Below are 16,456 nucleotides of genomic sequence, written 5' to 3'. Positions count from 1 at the left end.
CGCTCTTCGCGAGGCACGGGCGACGGAGGACGGTCCGTTCGTCCGACGCGTTGTGGGACGTCCGGCCGCCGAGAACGGATCGCTGGCCCACCGGCTCGCCGCGCTCGGAGCCACCGAACAGCAGCGCGTCCTGCTGGACCTCGTGAAGGAGAGCGCGGCCGTCGTTCTCGGCCACACCAGCGCTGAAGCCCTCGACGAGAAGCAGCCTTTCAAGGACCTCGGCTTCGATTCCCTCAGCGCCGTCAAACTCCGCAACCGGTTGCACGACTTCACCGGCATGAGCCTCCCCAGCAGCCTTGCCTTCGACTACCCGACCCCTTCCGCCCTCGCCTGCCACCTGCGCACCGAGCTGCTCGGTGAGGAAGCCGCGAACTTGTCGGCTGGAGTCGTCCAATCCGGACCTGCCGTGCCCGCGGACCCCAACGAGCCGATCGCCATCATCGCCATGAGCACCCGCCTGCCCGGCGGCGTCAACACCCCCGAGGAACTGTGGCGACTGGTTGCCGAGGAGCGCGACGCGCTCTCCGGCTTCCCGCAGGACCGGAACTGGGACGTCGACAAGCTCTACCACCCCGACCCCACCCACCCTGGCACCACCTACACCCGCGTCGGCGGATTCCTGCACGACGCCGCCCAGTTCGACGCCGGACTCTTCGGGATCTCGCCGCGCGAGGCCCTCGCGATGGATCCGCAGCAGCGGCTGCTCCTGGAGACCTCATGGGAGGCCCTGGAGCGGGCCGGAATCGACCCCCTCTCCGCCCAGGGCCGTGACATCGGTGTTTTCACCGGCATCGTCCACCACGACTACGTCACCCGGCTGCGGCAGATCCCCGAAGACGCCCGGGGCTACGTGATGACCGGCACCTCGTCGAGCGTGGCGTCGGGACGCGTGTCGTACGTGTTCGGCTTCGAAGGGCCGGCGGTGACCATCGACACGGCTTGCTCGTCCTCCCTCGTGGCGATGCACCTGGCGACCCAGGCGCTACGACGCGGAGAGTGCTCGCTCGCCCTCGCAGGCGGTGCGACCGTCATGTCCAGCCCGGACGCCTTCGTGGAGTTCGCCCGCCAGCGGGGTCTCTCCGCCGACGGCCGGTGCAAGGCGTACTCCTCGACCGCCGACGGCACCGGCTGGGCCGAGGGCGTGGGCGTCATCGTCCTGGAGCGCCTGTCGGAGGCCCGCCGCAACGGCCACCGGATCCTGGCCGTGCTGCGCGGCAGCGCCGTCAACCAGGACGGCGCCTCGAACGGCCTGACCGCTCCCAACGGACCCTCCCAGCAGCGCGTCATCCGGCGCGCTCTGTCCGACGCGGGCCTATCGACGAAGGACGTCGACATGGTCGAGGGGCACGGCACCGGCACATCCCTGGGCGACCCGATCGAGGTCCAGGCACTGCTTGCCACCTATGGACAGGACCGGCCCGCCGACCGTCCGCTGTGGCTCGGCTCGCTGAAGTCCAACATCGGCCACACCCAGGCAGCGGCGGGTGTCTCCGGCGTCATCAAGATGGTCGAGGCGCTGCGACACGGAGTCATGCCGTCGACGCTCCATGTGGAGGAGCCGACACCGCAGGTGGACTGGACGGCCGGCGCGGTCGAACTGCTCAGAGAGGCGCGAGAATGGCCGGACACGGGCCGGCCGCGCCGAGCCGCCGTCTCCTCCTTCGGCGCGAGCGGCACCAACGCCCACGTGATCCTGGAGGAGTCACCCGAAGAGCCCGTCGAGGCGCCGGTGGCAGGAAGCGGCGTGGAGCTGCCCGCTGCGCCCGTCGTGGTGCCGCTGGTGGTGTCGGCGCGGAGTCCCGGTTCGCTGGTGGGGCAGGCGGAGCGGCTGGTGTCGTTCGTCGGGGAGAACGCGGGCACACTGCCGCACGTGGCGGGTGCGTTGGTCGCTCAGCGGGCGATGTTGTCCGAGCGTGCGGTGATCATGGCCGGCTCCGGGGAGGAGGCGTTGGCGGGGCTTGGTGCGCTGGCGCGGGGTGAGTCTCATCCCGGTCTGGTCACTGGCAGCGCGGTGGGTGCGGGACGGACGGTTCTGGTGTTCCCGGGGCAGGGTTCGCAGTGGGTGGGCATGGGCCGTGAACTCCTCGATTCCTCGCCGGTGTTCGCGGAGCGGATCGCTGAGTGCGCGGCGGCGCTCGAGGGGTGGGTGGACTGGCCGTTGGTGGATGTGTTGCGGGGGGATGTTCCGGCTGAGGTGCTGGAGCGGGTGGATGTGGTGCAGCCGGCGAGTTTCGCGGTGATGGTGGGTCTGGCGGCGGTGTGGGCGTCGGTGGGTGTGGTGCCGGATGCGGTGGTGGGTCATTCGCAGGGTGAGATCGCCGCGGCGTGTGTGTCGGGTGTGTTGTCGCTGGAGGACGCTGCTCGCATTGTGGCGGTACGCAGCCAGGTGATCGCGGGCAGTCTGGCGGGCCGGGGTGGTATGGCGTCGGTGGCGCTGTCCGAGACCGAAGTGGCCGGCCGTATCGAGCGGTGGGCCGGCCGGGTGGAGGTGGCGGCGGTCAACGGTCCGTCCTCGGTGGTGATCGCCGGTGATGCCGAAGCCCTCGCCGAAGCCCTCGACGTCCTTGCGGCGGATGGCGTCCGCGTGCGTCGGGTGGCGGTGGACTACGCCTCCCACACCCGGCATGTCGAGGCGATCGAGGAGGTCCTGGGCGAGGCGTTCTCCGACATCCGTGCTCAGGCCCCGCTGGTTCCTTTCTACTCGACGGTGACGGGGGAGTGGGTGCGGGAGGCGGGTGTCCTCGACGGCGGTTACTGGTACCGCAATCTGCGTGGTCAGGTCCGTTTCGGTCCCGCCATCGCCGACCTCCTGGCCGGCGGTCATACGGTGTTCGTCGAGGCCAGTGCCCATCCGGTTCTGGTGCAGCCGGTCAATGAGATCGTGGACCAGGCGGATGACACGGTCCGGCTGCGTGCTGTCGTCGGCGGCACCCTGCGCCGTGACGACGGCGGTCTGCGCCGGCTGTTCACCTCGATGGCCGAGCTTTTTGTCCGGGGTGTGCCTGTGGACTGGGCGGCGATGCTGCCGGCCGGTGCCGGTTCCGGTGCCTCGCAGGTCGAACTCCCGACGTATGCCTTCGATCGACGTCACTACTGGTTGCAGGAGGCCGATAACGCCGACGGCAGCGGCGCCTCGGGCGAGGACACCGACGCGGACTTCTGGAGCGCCGTCGAGCAGACCGACGCGGACTCGCTCGCCGGACTGCTCGCCTCGGACTCCGCCAGTCTGCGAGACGCCCTGCGCACTGTCGTGCCGGTGCTGGCGGACTGGCGCGGCAGGCGCCAGCAGCGGTTCAGCGCTGAGCGCCTCCGTTACGCCATCACCTGGCGGCCCCTGGACCGGGAGGTGTCGGGAGTACCCGCGGGCCGCTGGCTCGCCGTACTGCCGCCGGGATGCCCGATCGAAGGTGCGACCGGTTTCCCGGCTGACTCCACGACCGGCTCCCAGGTGGCCGAGCTCCTCGCGGGACTCGGTGCCCAGGGACTCGACATCGTGCCCTTGGAGATCGCTCCCTCTGCCCTCACCCGCACGGGGCTCACCGAGCAGTTGAGCGGCATCCGAGCCGAGTACGAGCCGGCAGGAGTTCTCTCCCTGCTCGCCCTCGACGGCACGCACGACGCCACTGTCACCGCCGCCAGGACCCTCGCGCTGATTCAGGCCCTCGGAGACGCGGGCGTCGACGGGCCACTGTGGTGTCTGACCCGGGGCGTGGTGAACACCGGTGTCCAGGACACCGTCACCGATCCTGGCGAGGCCGCGCTCTGGGGCCTGGGCCGCGCCGTGGCCCTTGAACACCCCGACCGGTGGGGCGGCCTGGTCGACCTACCGGCAACCGCCAACGCCCGCACCGCGCAGTATCTCGTGGGCGCGCTGAACGGCGCAGCGGGGGACGACCAGCTCGCCGTACGCCGCTCCGGCGTCTACAGCAGGCGGCTCACCCGCAAGCCCGCACCCGAGGCGCCCGCCGACGGCGGCTGGCAGCCTCATGGCACAGTCCTTGTGACTGGCGGCGCCGAGGCCGTCGGCGCACATGCCTCGCTCTGGCTCGCCCGGTCCGGCGCGCGCCGTCTCATCATCACGACCACGGCTCAGGCGCCCGCCGACGCCGTCACCGAGTTGCTGGACAAGCTCGCGGCCACCGGGGTGGAGACGACAGTCGTCTCCTGCGCCGACGCCGACCGTGAAACGCTCGCCCGACTCATCGCCGAGACCCCGGAGGAGCAACCGCTCACCGCCGTCGTGCACGCCGCCGACACCGCCTGGACCAGCAACATCGCCGACACCGGCCTCGCCGACCTCACCGAGGTCTTCGCGGCCAAGGTCGACACCGCTATATGGCTCGACGAACTGTTCACCGACACCGACACCGACACCGACGCCGGCGGGGCCCCGCTCGACGCCTTCGTGGTCTTTTCCTCGATCGCCGGAATCTGGGGCGGTGGTGGCCAGGGCGTCTCCGGCGCGGCCAACGCAGTCCTGGACGCCCTGGTCGAAAGGCGCCGCGGCCGAGGACTCGCGGCTACCTCGATCGCCTGGGGAGCCCTCGACGAAATCGGCCCTGCCATGGACGAGGCGACCCTCGCGCAGCTGCGCCGCCGCGGTGTCCTGCCGATGACCCGACAGATCGCGATGACCGCGTTCGAACAGGCGGTGGAAGCGCGGGAGAAAGCCGTGACGGTCGTCGACATGGACTGGGAGGCGTTCATCCCGGCGTTCACCTCTGTACGGGTCAGCCCGCTCTTCGCCGACCTGCCCGAGGCCGCCGCCGCCGTGCGCGCCTCCCAGCCCGATGCCGAGAACATCAGCATCACCTCATCCCTGGTGGACTCCCTCCGCGATGTCCCCGAGGCGGAACAGAACCGTCTCTTGCTCCGGCTGGTGTGCGGACAGGCCTCGACCGTCCTCGGACACAGCAGCACGGACAGCATCGGCCCGCTCCAGTCCTTCCAGGAGGTCGGTTTCGACTCGCTCGCCGCGGTCAACCTCCGCAACAGCCTGCACGTGGCCACCGGTCTACGACTGCCCGCGACACTCATCTTCGACTATCCGACCCCGGACGCCCTCGTCGGTTTCCTGCGCTCTGAACTGCTGACGGAAACGGGCGACGACGACCCGGACACGCGGGAGGACGATCTGAGGCGCGTCCTCGCGCAGGTCCCGCTCGCCCGGTTCCGGGAGGCCGGCCTTCTCGACAAGCTGCTCAGCCTCATTGCTCCCGAGGACGGCTCCGCCCCCGGGGTGACGACTCCCGAGCCAGACCCGGTGACGCCCGCCGCCGAGGACGATGCCGACCTGATCGACGTGATGGACGTCGCCGACCTCGTAAAGCGCGCCCTGGGAAACGACACCAACTGATCACCCGACTTACCGACATGTGGTTTATCGGCAGCGACAAAGACGGAGGACCTACCGAGATGACGGCACCGGACGAGCAGATCGTCAACGCACTGCGTGCCTCGCTCAAGGAGAACACGCGGCTCCAGCAGGAGAACCAGCGTCTCTCCGAGTCCTCGGCCGAACCCATCGCGATCGTTTCGATGGCCTGTCGGTACGCGGGCGGCATACGCACCCCCGAGGACCTGTGGCGGGTGGTGACCGACGGCATCGACGTCTACACCACCTTCCCCGAGGACCGCGGCTGGGATCTGGAGGGCCTCTACCACCCCGACCCGGACAACCCCGGCACGACGTACGTCCGCGAGGGCGCGTTCCTGCACGACGCCGGCCGATTCGACGCCGCGTTCTTCGGGATATCGCCGCGCGAGGCGCTCGCGATGGACCCTCAGCAGCGGCAGCTCCTCGAGGTTTCCTGGGAGGCCCTCGAACGAGCCGGCATCGACCCGCACTCCGTACGCGGCACTGACATCGGCGTGTTCGCCGGCATGGTCCACCAGGACTACGCCCCCGACCTCAGCGGCCTCGAAGGCTTCCTGAGCCTGGAGCGCGCCCTGGGCACCGCGGGCGGCGTCGCCTCGGGACGGGTCGCCTACACACTCGGCCTCGAAGGCCCCGCCGTCACCGTCGACACCATGTGTTCCTCCTCCATGGTTGCCATCCACCTGGCCGCCCAGGCACTGCGGCGAGGCGAGTGCTCCATGGCCTTGGCCGGCGGCGCCACCGTGATGGCGACCCCCGGCGGGTTCGTCGGCTTCGCCCGGCAGCGCGGCCTCGCCTTCGACGGCCGCTGCAAGTCGTACGCGGCCTGCGCGGACGGCTCCAGCTGGGCCGAAGGCGCAGGTGTGATCCTGCTCGAGCGGCTGTCGGAGGCACGCCGCAACGGACACCGGGTCCTCGCGGTGATCCGCGGCTCCGCCCTCAACCAGGACGGCGCTTCCAACGGCCTGACGGCGCCCAACGGACCCGCGCAGCAGCGCGTCATCCGCAAGGCGCTGGAGAGCGCCGACCTCACCACCGCCGACATCGACATGGTCGAGGGCCACGGCACCGGCACCGTTCTTGGTGACCCGATCGAGGCGCAAGCCCTGATCGCTACGTACGGCCAGGACCGGTCGGACGACCGGCCGCTGTGGCTCGGCTCGGTCAAGTCGGTAATCGGCCACACCCAGGCCGCCTCCGGCGTGGCCGCAGTGATCAACATGGTGCAGGCGCTGCGGCACGGTGTCATGCCCGCCACCCGGCACGTCGACGCCCCCACTTCGCAGGTGGACTGGACGGCGGGCTCGGTGGAGCTGCTGACGGAGGCCCGTGCGTGGCCAGAGGCGGGCCGGCCGCGCCGGGCCGGTGTGTCTTCGTTCGGTGCCAGCGGTACGAACGCCCACCTGATCCTGGAGCAGGCGCTGGAAGGAGAGCCCGCCGCAGAAACTGCCTCCGGCCCCTCTTCGGCTCCAGCGGTCGACGGCGTGGTGCCGCTGGTGCTGTCGGCGGCCACGGCCGCCTCGCTCACCGGCCAGGCGGAGCGTCTGCTTTCGTTCGTCGAGACGTCCGGCATGGTCGCACTCGCCGACGTGGCGGCCGCATTGGCCACCGGCCGGGCGACGCTCGCCGAGCGCGCGGTCGTCGTGGCCGACTCGCCCGAGGAAGCGCTGGCGGGCCTGGGCGCGCTGGCGCGCGGCGAGGCCGCACGCGCGGTGGCCGTCGGCAGCGCGTCGACGCCGGGCGGGGCCGGAAAGGTCGTGCTCGTCTTTCCGGGGCAGGGTTCGCAATGGACCGGCATGGGCCGCGAACTCCTCGATTCCTCACCGGTGTTCGCGGAGCGGATCGCTGAGTGCGCGGCGGTGCTCGAGCGGTGGGTCGACTGGTCGCTGGTGGACGTGCTGCGAGGGGATGCTCCGGCCGAACTCCTGGAGCGCGTGGATGTGCTGCAGCCTGCGAGCTTCGCTGTGATGATCGGCCTTGCCGCCGTCTGGTCGTCGGTCGGTGTGGTGCCGGATGCGGTGGTCGGTCACTCGCAGGGTGAGATCGCTGCCGCGTGCGTGTCGGGCGCGCTGTCCCTGGAGAACGCTGCTCGCATTGTGGCCGTACGTAGTCAGGTCATCGCCGCACGTCTGGCGGGCCGTGGCGGTATGGCGTCGGTGGCGCTGTCCGAGGCAGAGGCCGTCGAGCGTCTGGAGCGGTGGGCCGGCCGGATCGAGGTCGCGGCGGTCAACGGTCCGGTGTCAGTGGTGATCGCCGGTGACGCCGAAGCCCTCGACGAGGCCATCGACGCGCTGGAGGACCAGGGCGTACGCGTGCGCCGCATCGCAGTCGACTATGCCTCGCACACCCGGCATGTCGAAGCCGTCCAGGAGATCCTGAGCGAGGCCTTCGCCGACATCCGCAGCCAGGCTCCTGCCGTGCCGTTCTTCTCCACCGTGACCGGCGAGTGGATTCGCGAGGCCGGTGTCCTCGACGGCGGCTACTGGTACCGCAACCTGCGCCGGCAGGTCCGCTTCGGTCCCGCGATCGCTGACCTCCTGGCCGACGGCCACACCGTGTTCGTGGAGTCCAGCGCCCACCCCGTCCTCGTCCAGCCGATCAGCGAGATCGTGGTCCGCGCCGAGGCCGACGCCGTCGTGACCGGCTCCCTGCGCCGTGAAGACGGCGGCTCCCGCCGCCTGTTCACCTCGATGGCCGAGCTCTTCGTCCGAGGCGTCCACGTCGACTGGAGCGGCGTCCTTGCGGCCGGAGCCGACGCTGGCCGCATCGACCTCCCGACATACGCCTTCGACCACCAGCACTACTGGATCCAGCTGACCGGCACCGCCGACGACGCCGCCTCGCTCGGCCTGAGCGGCACCGACCACCCGCTGCTCGGCGCGGTGGTCCCGCTGCCACAGTCCGACGGTCTGGTCCTCACCTCCCGACTCTCCCTGCGCACCCACCCGTGGCTCGCGGACCACGCCATCGCAGGCGCGGTCGTCGTACCCGGAACCATCTACGTCGATCTGGCGGTCCGAGCCGGCGACGAGTTCGGCTGCGGTGTCCTGGAGGAACTCGTCATCGAGTCACCGCTCGTGCTGCCCGAGCAGGGCGGCGTCCGAATCCAGGTCGCCGTCAGCGGCGCCGGCCCCAACGGCTCGCGCACCGTGGATGTCTACTCCCTCCGCGAGGAGACCTCCGACGAGGCGGGCCAGGGGGGATGGACCCGGCATGCCACCGGCCTGCTCTCCAACGCCGCCTGGGCCGACAGGACGACGCCCGCCGTCGACTTCGCCGCCTGGCCCCCGGCCGGCGCGCAGCCCGTCGCCATCGACGACTTCTACTCGGATCTGGCCGCCCGCGGATACGCCTACGGTCCGGCCTTCCAAGGCCTGCGCGGCGTGTGGCGCCGCGGCGACGAACTGTTCGCCGAGGCTGTCCTGCCGCCCGAGCAGCGCGAGAACGCCGACCGGTTCGGCATCCACCCGGCCCTGCTCGACGCCGCCCTGCACACCAACGCCTTCGCCAACCCCGACGACGACCGCAGAGTTCTGCCGTTCGCCTGGAACGGTCTCGTCCTGCACGCCCTGGGCGCCTCCGCCCTGCGCGTACGAGTCGCCCCGAGCGGCCCGGACGCGCTCTCGTTCCAGGCCGCCGACGAGACCGGCGACCTCGTCCTGACCATGGACTCGCTGGTATCCCTGCCGGTCACCGCCGAGCAGCTCGGCGACGGCGCGGCCGGCCGGGAGAGCCGCGACTCGCTGTTCCGCGTGGAGTGGACCCCGCTGCCCGCCCCCGAGGGCGCCGCCGCCCCCGCCTCCTGGGCGCCTCTCGCCACCGTCGACGACGTGACGGCGCTCGCCGCCCGCGAGACCCTGCCGCCGGTCGCCGTCCTGACGGCGACGACCGGCGACGGCGAGGACCCGCTCGGCCTCACCACCCGCGTCGTGGCCGTGGTCCAGGCGTGGCTGGCCGCCGCACCTGCCCTGGACGCCGTACCTCTCGTCGTCGTGACCCGGGGCGCGGTGCCCGCGGGTGGCGACGCTGACGTCACGGACCCGGCCGGTGCCGCGGTGTGGGGTCTGGTGCGGGCTGCCCAGGCCGAGAATCCCGACCGGATCGTGCTCGTCGATCTCGACCCCGCCGGTTCCGCCGGAGCGGGTCCCGTCCTCGGGCCCGTGCTCGCCACCGCGGAGCCGCTGGTCGCCGTCCGCGGTACGGTCCTGTCCGTCCCGCGTCTGGTACGCGCGGCCGCCGTCGAGACCGAGCCCGCTGTCGACGCCGACGCCGACGCCGACGCCGGCGCTGGTGCCGAGGCCAAGACCGGGAGTGGTTACGCCTTCGCTCCTGGGGGCACCGTCCTGGTCACCGGCGGCACCGGCTCCCTGGGCGTCTTGGTCGCCCGGCACTTGGTCGACGCGCACGGTGTGCGGCACCTGCTGCTGGTCAGCCGCCGCGGTCCCGACGCGGAGGGCGCGGCCGAACTGGCTGCCGGACTTGGCGAGTCGGGCGCGGTGGTGACGGTCTCCGCGTGCGATGTCGCCGACCGGGACGCGGTGGCGGCCCTTCTGGCGGCCGTGCCCGCCGAGCACCCGCTCACCGGTGTCGTTCACCTCGCCGGTGTCTTGGACGACGGTGTGATCGGCGCGCTGACACCGGAACGCATCGAACGAGTCTTCGCCCCGAAGGTCACCGCCGTCCGCCACCTGGACGAGCTGACCCGCGAACTCGCCCCGCAACTGGCCTCGTTCACCGTCTTCTCCTCGGCCGCCGCTCTGCTCGGCTCCGCCGGCCAGGGCAGCTACGCCGCCGCCAACTCCTACCTCGACGCGCTCATGGCCCACCGGCGGGCCGCTGGCCTGCCCGGCGTCTCGATGGCCTGGGGCCTGTGGCAGCAGGCCGCCGGCCTGACCGCCCACCTCAGCGAGACCGACCAGGCCCGCATGAGCCGTGGCGGTGTCCTGCCCCTCACCCCCGCCGAGGCCCTCGCCCTGCTCGACACCGGCCTGCGAGCCGAACACACCCTGCTCGTACCGATCAAGCTCGACCTGCGGTCCTTGCGTGCCGACGCGGCCTCCGGCGGCACCGTCCCGCACCTGCTGCGCGGCCTGGTGCGCAGTGGCCGCCGCCTCGCACGCGCCGGCGCAGGCGACGGCAGTGACCTGCTCCGGCGCCTCGCCGGACTGCCCGAGGCCGAACAGGAAGCCGTCCTCCTCGGCATCGTGCAGGCCGAAGCCACCGCGGTCCTCGGCTTCAACGCCGCCGAACTCGCCCAGGGCACACGAGGGTTCAGCGACATCGGCTTCGACTCGCTCACCGCGGTCGAACTCCGCAACCGGCTCAGCGCCGCCACCGGCATCAAGCTCCCCGCCACCCTCATCTTCGACTACCCCACCCCGGTGGCACTCGCCCGATACCTGCGCGAGGAGCTCGGCGACGACACGGCGGGTGCCACCGCCACCCCCACCGTCCCCGCCGAGCCCGACGAGCCCATCGCCATCGTCGGCATGGCCTGCCGACTGCCCGGCGGCGTCGACGACCCCGACGGCCTCTGGCGTCTCGTGGCCGAGGGCCGCGACGGCATGGTGGCCCTCCCGGGCGACCGCGGCTGGGACCTCGACGGCCTGTTCGACGCCGACCCCGATAAGCCCGGCACGACCTACATCCACAAGGGCGGATTCCTGCACAACGCCGCCCAGTTCGACGCCGGCTTCTTCAGCATCTCGCCGCGCGAGGCGCTCGCCATGGACCCACAGCAGCGGCTCCTCCTCGAAACCTCGTGGGAGGCCCTGGAGCGGGCCGGCATCGACCCCCTCTCCGCGCGCGGCGACAACATCGGTGTCTTCTCGGGCGTCTCCATCCACGACTACGTCGAGTCCCTCAGCAACATGCCCGACGAACTCGAAGGCTTCGTCACGACGGCCACCGCCGGTAGCGTGGCCTCCGGCAGGGTGTCGTACGTGTTCGGCTTCGAGGGCCCCGCGGTGACCGTCGACACGGCCTGCTCCTCGTCCCTCGTCGCCATCCACCTCGCTGCCCAGTCACTGCGTCAGGGCGAATGCTCGCTCGCCCTCGCAGGCGGTGTCGCCGTCATGGGCTCACCGATCGGCCTGCGCGGCATGTCGCGCCAGCGCGGCCTCGCCGCCGACGGCCGGGTCAAGGCGTTCTCGGCCGGTGCCGACGGCACCATCCTGTCCGAGGGCGTCGGCATCGTCGTCCTGGAACGCCTCTCGGAGGCCCGCAGGCGCGGCCACCGGGTGCTCGCGGTCGTCCGCAGCTCGGCCGTGAACCAGGACGGCGCCTCGAACGGCCTGACCGCCCCCAACGGGCCCTCGCAGCAGCGGGTCATCCGCAAGGCGCTCGCCAACGGTGGCCTCGCCGCGGCCGACATCGACGTCGTGGAGGCGCACGGCACCGGCACGGAGCTCGGCGACCCCATCGAGGCGCAGGCCCTGCTCGCCACGTACGGCCGGGACCGGGACCCGGAGCGCCCGCTCTGGCTGGGCTCGCTCAAGTCCAACGTAGGTCACACGCAGGCCGCGGCCGGCGCCTCCGCCGTGATCAAGATGGTGCAGGCGCTCCGACACGGCATCATGCCGCCCACGCTCAACGTGACGGAGCCGACGCCCCAGGTCGACTGGACGGCGGGCGCGGTCGAACTGCTCACCGAGGCCCGCGCTTGGCCGGAGGAGGGCAGGCCGCGCCGCGCCGGCGTCTCCAGTTTCGGCATCAGCGGCACGAACGCGCACCTGATCCTGGAACAGGCACCGGAGGAGCAGCCCGCGGCGCCGGCCGCATCGACCGCCGGAATGGTTCCGCTGGTCGTGTCCGCCGCCTCGACGGCATCCCTGGCAGGGCAGGCCGCACGCCTCGCCTCGTTCCTCGAGACGGCGGAGACGTCCGAGACGGCTGAGACCGCGCCGCTGGACGCCGTGGCGGCGACGCTGATGACACGACGGGCACTGCTCTCCGAGCGGGCGGTGGTGGTGGCCGGTTCGCGGGGTGAGGCTGTGGCGGGTCTGGAGGCGCTGGCGCGGGGCGAGTCCTTTGCTGGTGTGGTCACTGGCGGGTTGTCGTCGGCCGCGGTCGCGGGGCGGACCGTGCTGGTGTTCCCGGGGCAGGGTTCGCAGTGGGTGGGCATGGGTCGCGAACTCCTCGATTCCTCGCCGGTGTTCGCGGAGCGGATCGCTGAGTGTGCGGCGGCGCTTGAGAGGTGGGTGGACTGGCCGTTGGTGGATGTGTTGCGGGGGGATGTTCCGGCTGCGCTGTTGGAGCGGGTGGATGTGGTGCAGCCGGCGAGTTTCGCGGTGATGGTGGGTCTGGCTGCGGTGTGGGCGTCGGTGGGTGTGGTGCCGGATGCGGTGGTCGGTCATTCGCAGGGTGAGATCGCGGCTGCGTGTGTAGCGGGTGCGTTGTCGCTGGAGGATGCTGCCCAGGTGGTGGCGGTACGCAGCCAGGTCATCGCGGGCGATCTGGCGGGCCGCGGCGGTATGGCGTCGGTGGCGCTGCCTGAGGCTGAGGTGCTCGAGCGTCTTGCGCGGTGGGCCGATCGAATCGAGGTGGCGGCGGTCAACGGTCCGTCCTCGGTGGTGATCGCCGGTGATGCCGAGGCTCTCGACGAGGCACTGGAGGTTCTTGCGGCGGATGGCGTCCGCGTGCGCCGGGTGGCAGTCGACTACGCCTCCCACACCCGGCATGTGGAGGCGATCGAGGAGATCCTGGGCGAGGCGTTCTCCGACATCCGTGCTCAGGCACCGCTGGTTCCTTTCTACTCGACGGTGACGGGTGAGTGGGTAAAGGACGCGGGTGTCCTGGGCGGCGGGTACTGGTACCGGAACCTGCGTAGCCAGGTCCGTTTCGGTCCCGCGATCGCCGACCTGCTGGGTGAGGGTTACTCGGTGTTCGTGGAGTCGAGCGCTCACCCGGTTCTGGTCCAGCCGGTCAGCGAGATCGTGGACGAGGCGGATGACATGGTCCGGTCTCGTGTCGTGGTCGGTGGTTCGCTGCGTCGTGAGGAGGGCGGCCTGGGCCGGTTGCTGGTTTCGATGGCCGAGCTTTTCGTCCAGGGCGTCCCCCTCGACTGGGCGGGTGTTCTCCCGGCCAGTGCCGCCGCCACCCAGGTCGATCTCCCCACGTATGCCTTCGATCATCAGCATTACTGGCTGCGTTCCACTCCTGCTGTCGATGCTGTCGCGCTTGGTCAGGCGGGTGCTGATCATCCGTTGCTGGGTGCGGTGGTGGCGGTGCCGGAGACCGGTGGTGTCCTGTGTACCTCCCGGCTGTCTCTGCGGACGCATCCCTGGTTGGCGGATCATGCGGTGAGCGGGGTTGTGCTTGTGCCGGGGACGGGTCTGGTCGAGCTGGCGGTTCGTGCCGGTGACGAGGTCGGTTGCGGTGTGGTGGAGGAGTTGGTGATCGAGGCGCCGCTCGTGGTGCCGGAGCAGGGCGGTGTCCGTGTCCAGGTCGCGGTCGGTGGCCTGGAGGGGAACGGTGCCCGTGCTGTCACGGTGTACTCGGCGTCTGAGGACACCGCCGGGGATCACGACAGTGACGTGTGGACCCGTCACGCCACGGGCCGGCTGGGGGCGGACCTGGGCGGGGGTATGGGCATGGCCGGCTTTGACGTCTCGGTCTGGCCGCCGGCCGGCGCTGAGCGGGTGCCGCTCGATGTCGCCGGGTTCTACGAGGAGATGTTTGATCGCGGGTATGCGTTTGGTCCGGCGTTTCGGGGTCTGCGTGCGGTGTGGCGGCGGGGTGAGGAGGTCTTCGCGGAGGTCGTCCTGCCCGACGAGCAGCGGGACAACGCCGTCAGGTTCGGTATCCATCCGGCGCTGTTTGACGCTGCTCTGCACGCCAGGGGGCTTGTTCGGCCGGACGAGGTTGCTGACGGAGCGGGTGGGTCGCGAACCGTGCTGCCGTTTTCTTGGAACGACGTGGCGTTGTATGCGGCTGGTGCTTCGGCGTTGCGGGTGCGTCTGGTGTCTTCCGGGCCGGACGTGCTGTCGTTGCAGGCGGCCGACGAGACCGGCGAACCTGTCCTGACCATGGACTCGCTCGTGTTCCGGGAGGTCTCCGCCGAGCGGTTGGGGGCGGTGGCCGGTGCGGCGGGCGACGATGGTTCCCTGTTCCGGGTGGAGTGGGCCGAACTGCCCGTGCCTGCCCCGATTCCGGAGTTGGTGCCGTCATGGGCAGCGGTCGCCACCGCCGACGATGTGGCCGCCCTGGCCGTCGACGCACCGGCCGTGGCCGTCCTGGAGGCCTGCGGGGAGGGGGCTGACGATGCCGATGAGGTGCTCGCCCTGACGGGCAGGGCGCTGGGTGTGCTCCAGGCGTGGCTGGTGGCCCCGGCTTTCGAGAGCGGCAAGCTGGTGGTGGTTACCAAGGGTGCGGTGCCCGCGGGCGGCGACGCTGACGTCACGGACCCGTCCGGTGCCGCGGTGTGGGGTCTGGTGCGGGCTGCCCAGGCCGAGAATCCCGACCGGATCGTGCTCGTCGATCTCGACCCCGCCGGTTCCGCCGGAGCGGGTCCCGTCCTCGGGCCCGTGCTCGCCACCGCGGAGCCGCTGGTCGCCGTCCGCGGTACGGTCCTGTCCGTCCCGCGTCTGGTACGCGCGGCCGCCGTCGAGACCGAGCCCGCTGTCGACGCCGACGCCGACGCCGACGCCGGCGCTGGTGCCGAGGGCAAGACCGGGAGTGGGTACGCCTTCGCTCCTGGGGGCACCGTCCTGGTCACCGGCGGCACCGGCTCCCTGGGCGTCTTGGTCGCCCGGCACCTGGTGGCTGAGCACGGTGTGCGGCACCTGCTGCTGGTCAGCCGCCGCGGTCCCGACGCGGAGGGCGCGGCCGAACTGGCTGCCGGACTCGGCGAGTCGGGCGCGGTGGTGACGGTCTCCGCGTGCGATGTCGCCGACCGGGACGCGGTGGCGGCCCTTCTGGCGGCCGTGCCCGCCGAGCACCCGCTCACCGGTGTCGTCCACCTCGCCGGCGTCTTGGACGACGGAGTGATCGGCGCGCTGACACCGGAACGCATCGAACGAGTCTTCGCCCCGAAGGTCACCGCCGTCCGCCACCTGGACGAGCTGACCCGCGAACTCGCCCCGCAACTCGCCTCGTTCACCGTCTTCTCCTCCGCCGCCGCTCTGCTCGGCTCCGCCGGCCAGGGCAGCTACGCCGCCGCCAACTCCTACCTCGACGCGCTCATGGCCCACCGGCGGGCCGCTGGCCTGCCCGGCGTCTCGATGGCCTGGGGCCTGTGGCAGCAGACCACCGGCCTGACCGCCCACCTCAGCGAGACCGACCAGGCCCGCATGAGCCGCAGCGGTGTCCTGCCCCTCACCCCCGCCGAGGGAATGGAGCTGTTCGACGCGGCCTTGCGGGTTCCCGCAGCCCTGGTGGTGCCGATCAAGCTGGATCTGCGGAGGCTGCGTGCTGATGCCGTGGCCAGCGGGGGTCTCCCAGGGCTTTTGGGTGGTCTGGTGCAGGGCGGACGGCGGCGGGCACGGGCGGGAGAGAGGCAGGCAGGGGCGGGGGACAGCGGTGGTGGCCTTGCTGCCCGGCTTGCAGGGCTCACACCACAGGAGCAGGAAGCGTTGCTGCTCGATTTCGTCCGTGGTCATGTGGCGATGGTCCTCGGTCATGCCGGTATCGCGCAGGTCGGGGCGGAGACGGCGTTCAAGGACGCCGGGTTCGACTCGCTCACCTCGGTCGAGTTGCGTAACCGCCTTCGTGGGGCCACCGGCCTCAAGCTCGCCGCCACCATCGTCTTCGACTACCCCAACCCACTCGCCCTCGCCCGCCATCTCCACCGCGAACTCGGGATCACAACGCAATCCGTGGCCGGAACGCATCCGCTGCTGGCTGAACTGAGCAGGCTCGATGCCACCTTGGCCGAGACGCTCGCCGACGACTCGGTCCGCGCCCAAGTGACAGCCCGGCTTCAGGGCCTGCTGGCCTCCTGGTCGCTGGCGAACGGAACCCCGCCCGCTGAGGAGGAGCTCGACTTCGATGCCGCCTCGGACGACGAGCTCTTCGACCTGATCGACACCGAGTTCGGCAACTAGCAACCGCCGACTGTCACAGCCTCTAGGAGCTGAACCC

Annotated in this window: 1 protein-coding gene and 1 pseudogene; both read left to right on the top strand. The window is 71.4% G+C overall.

What is annotated here, in order from left to right; translation table 11 throughout:
• Window positions 1-94: 94 nt before the first annotated feature.
• Window positions 95-5,356: pseudogene (locus tag QF030_RS02725) on the top strand (type I polyketide synthase); the annotation flags it as partial.
• Entirely contained in the window at window positions 5,353-16,419 is an 11,067-nt protein-coding gene (locus tag QF030_RS02720) for an SDR family NAD(P)-dependent oxidoreductase (RefSeq protein WP_444875798.1), read from the top strand. The pseudogene QF030_RS02725 and the gene QF030_RS02720, both read left to right, overlap by 4 nt.
• Window positions 16,420-16,456 lie beyond the last annotated feature (37 nt).

The sequence above is a fragment of the Streptomyces rishiriensis genome, from assembly GCF_030815485.1.
GTDB lineage: Bacteria > Actinomycetota > Actinomycetes > Streptomycetales > Streptomycetaceae > Streptomyces > Streptomyces rishiriensis_A.
This window is presented reverse-complemented; position numbering and strand designations above follow the sequence as displayed.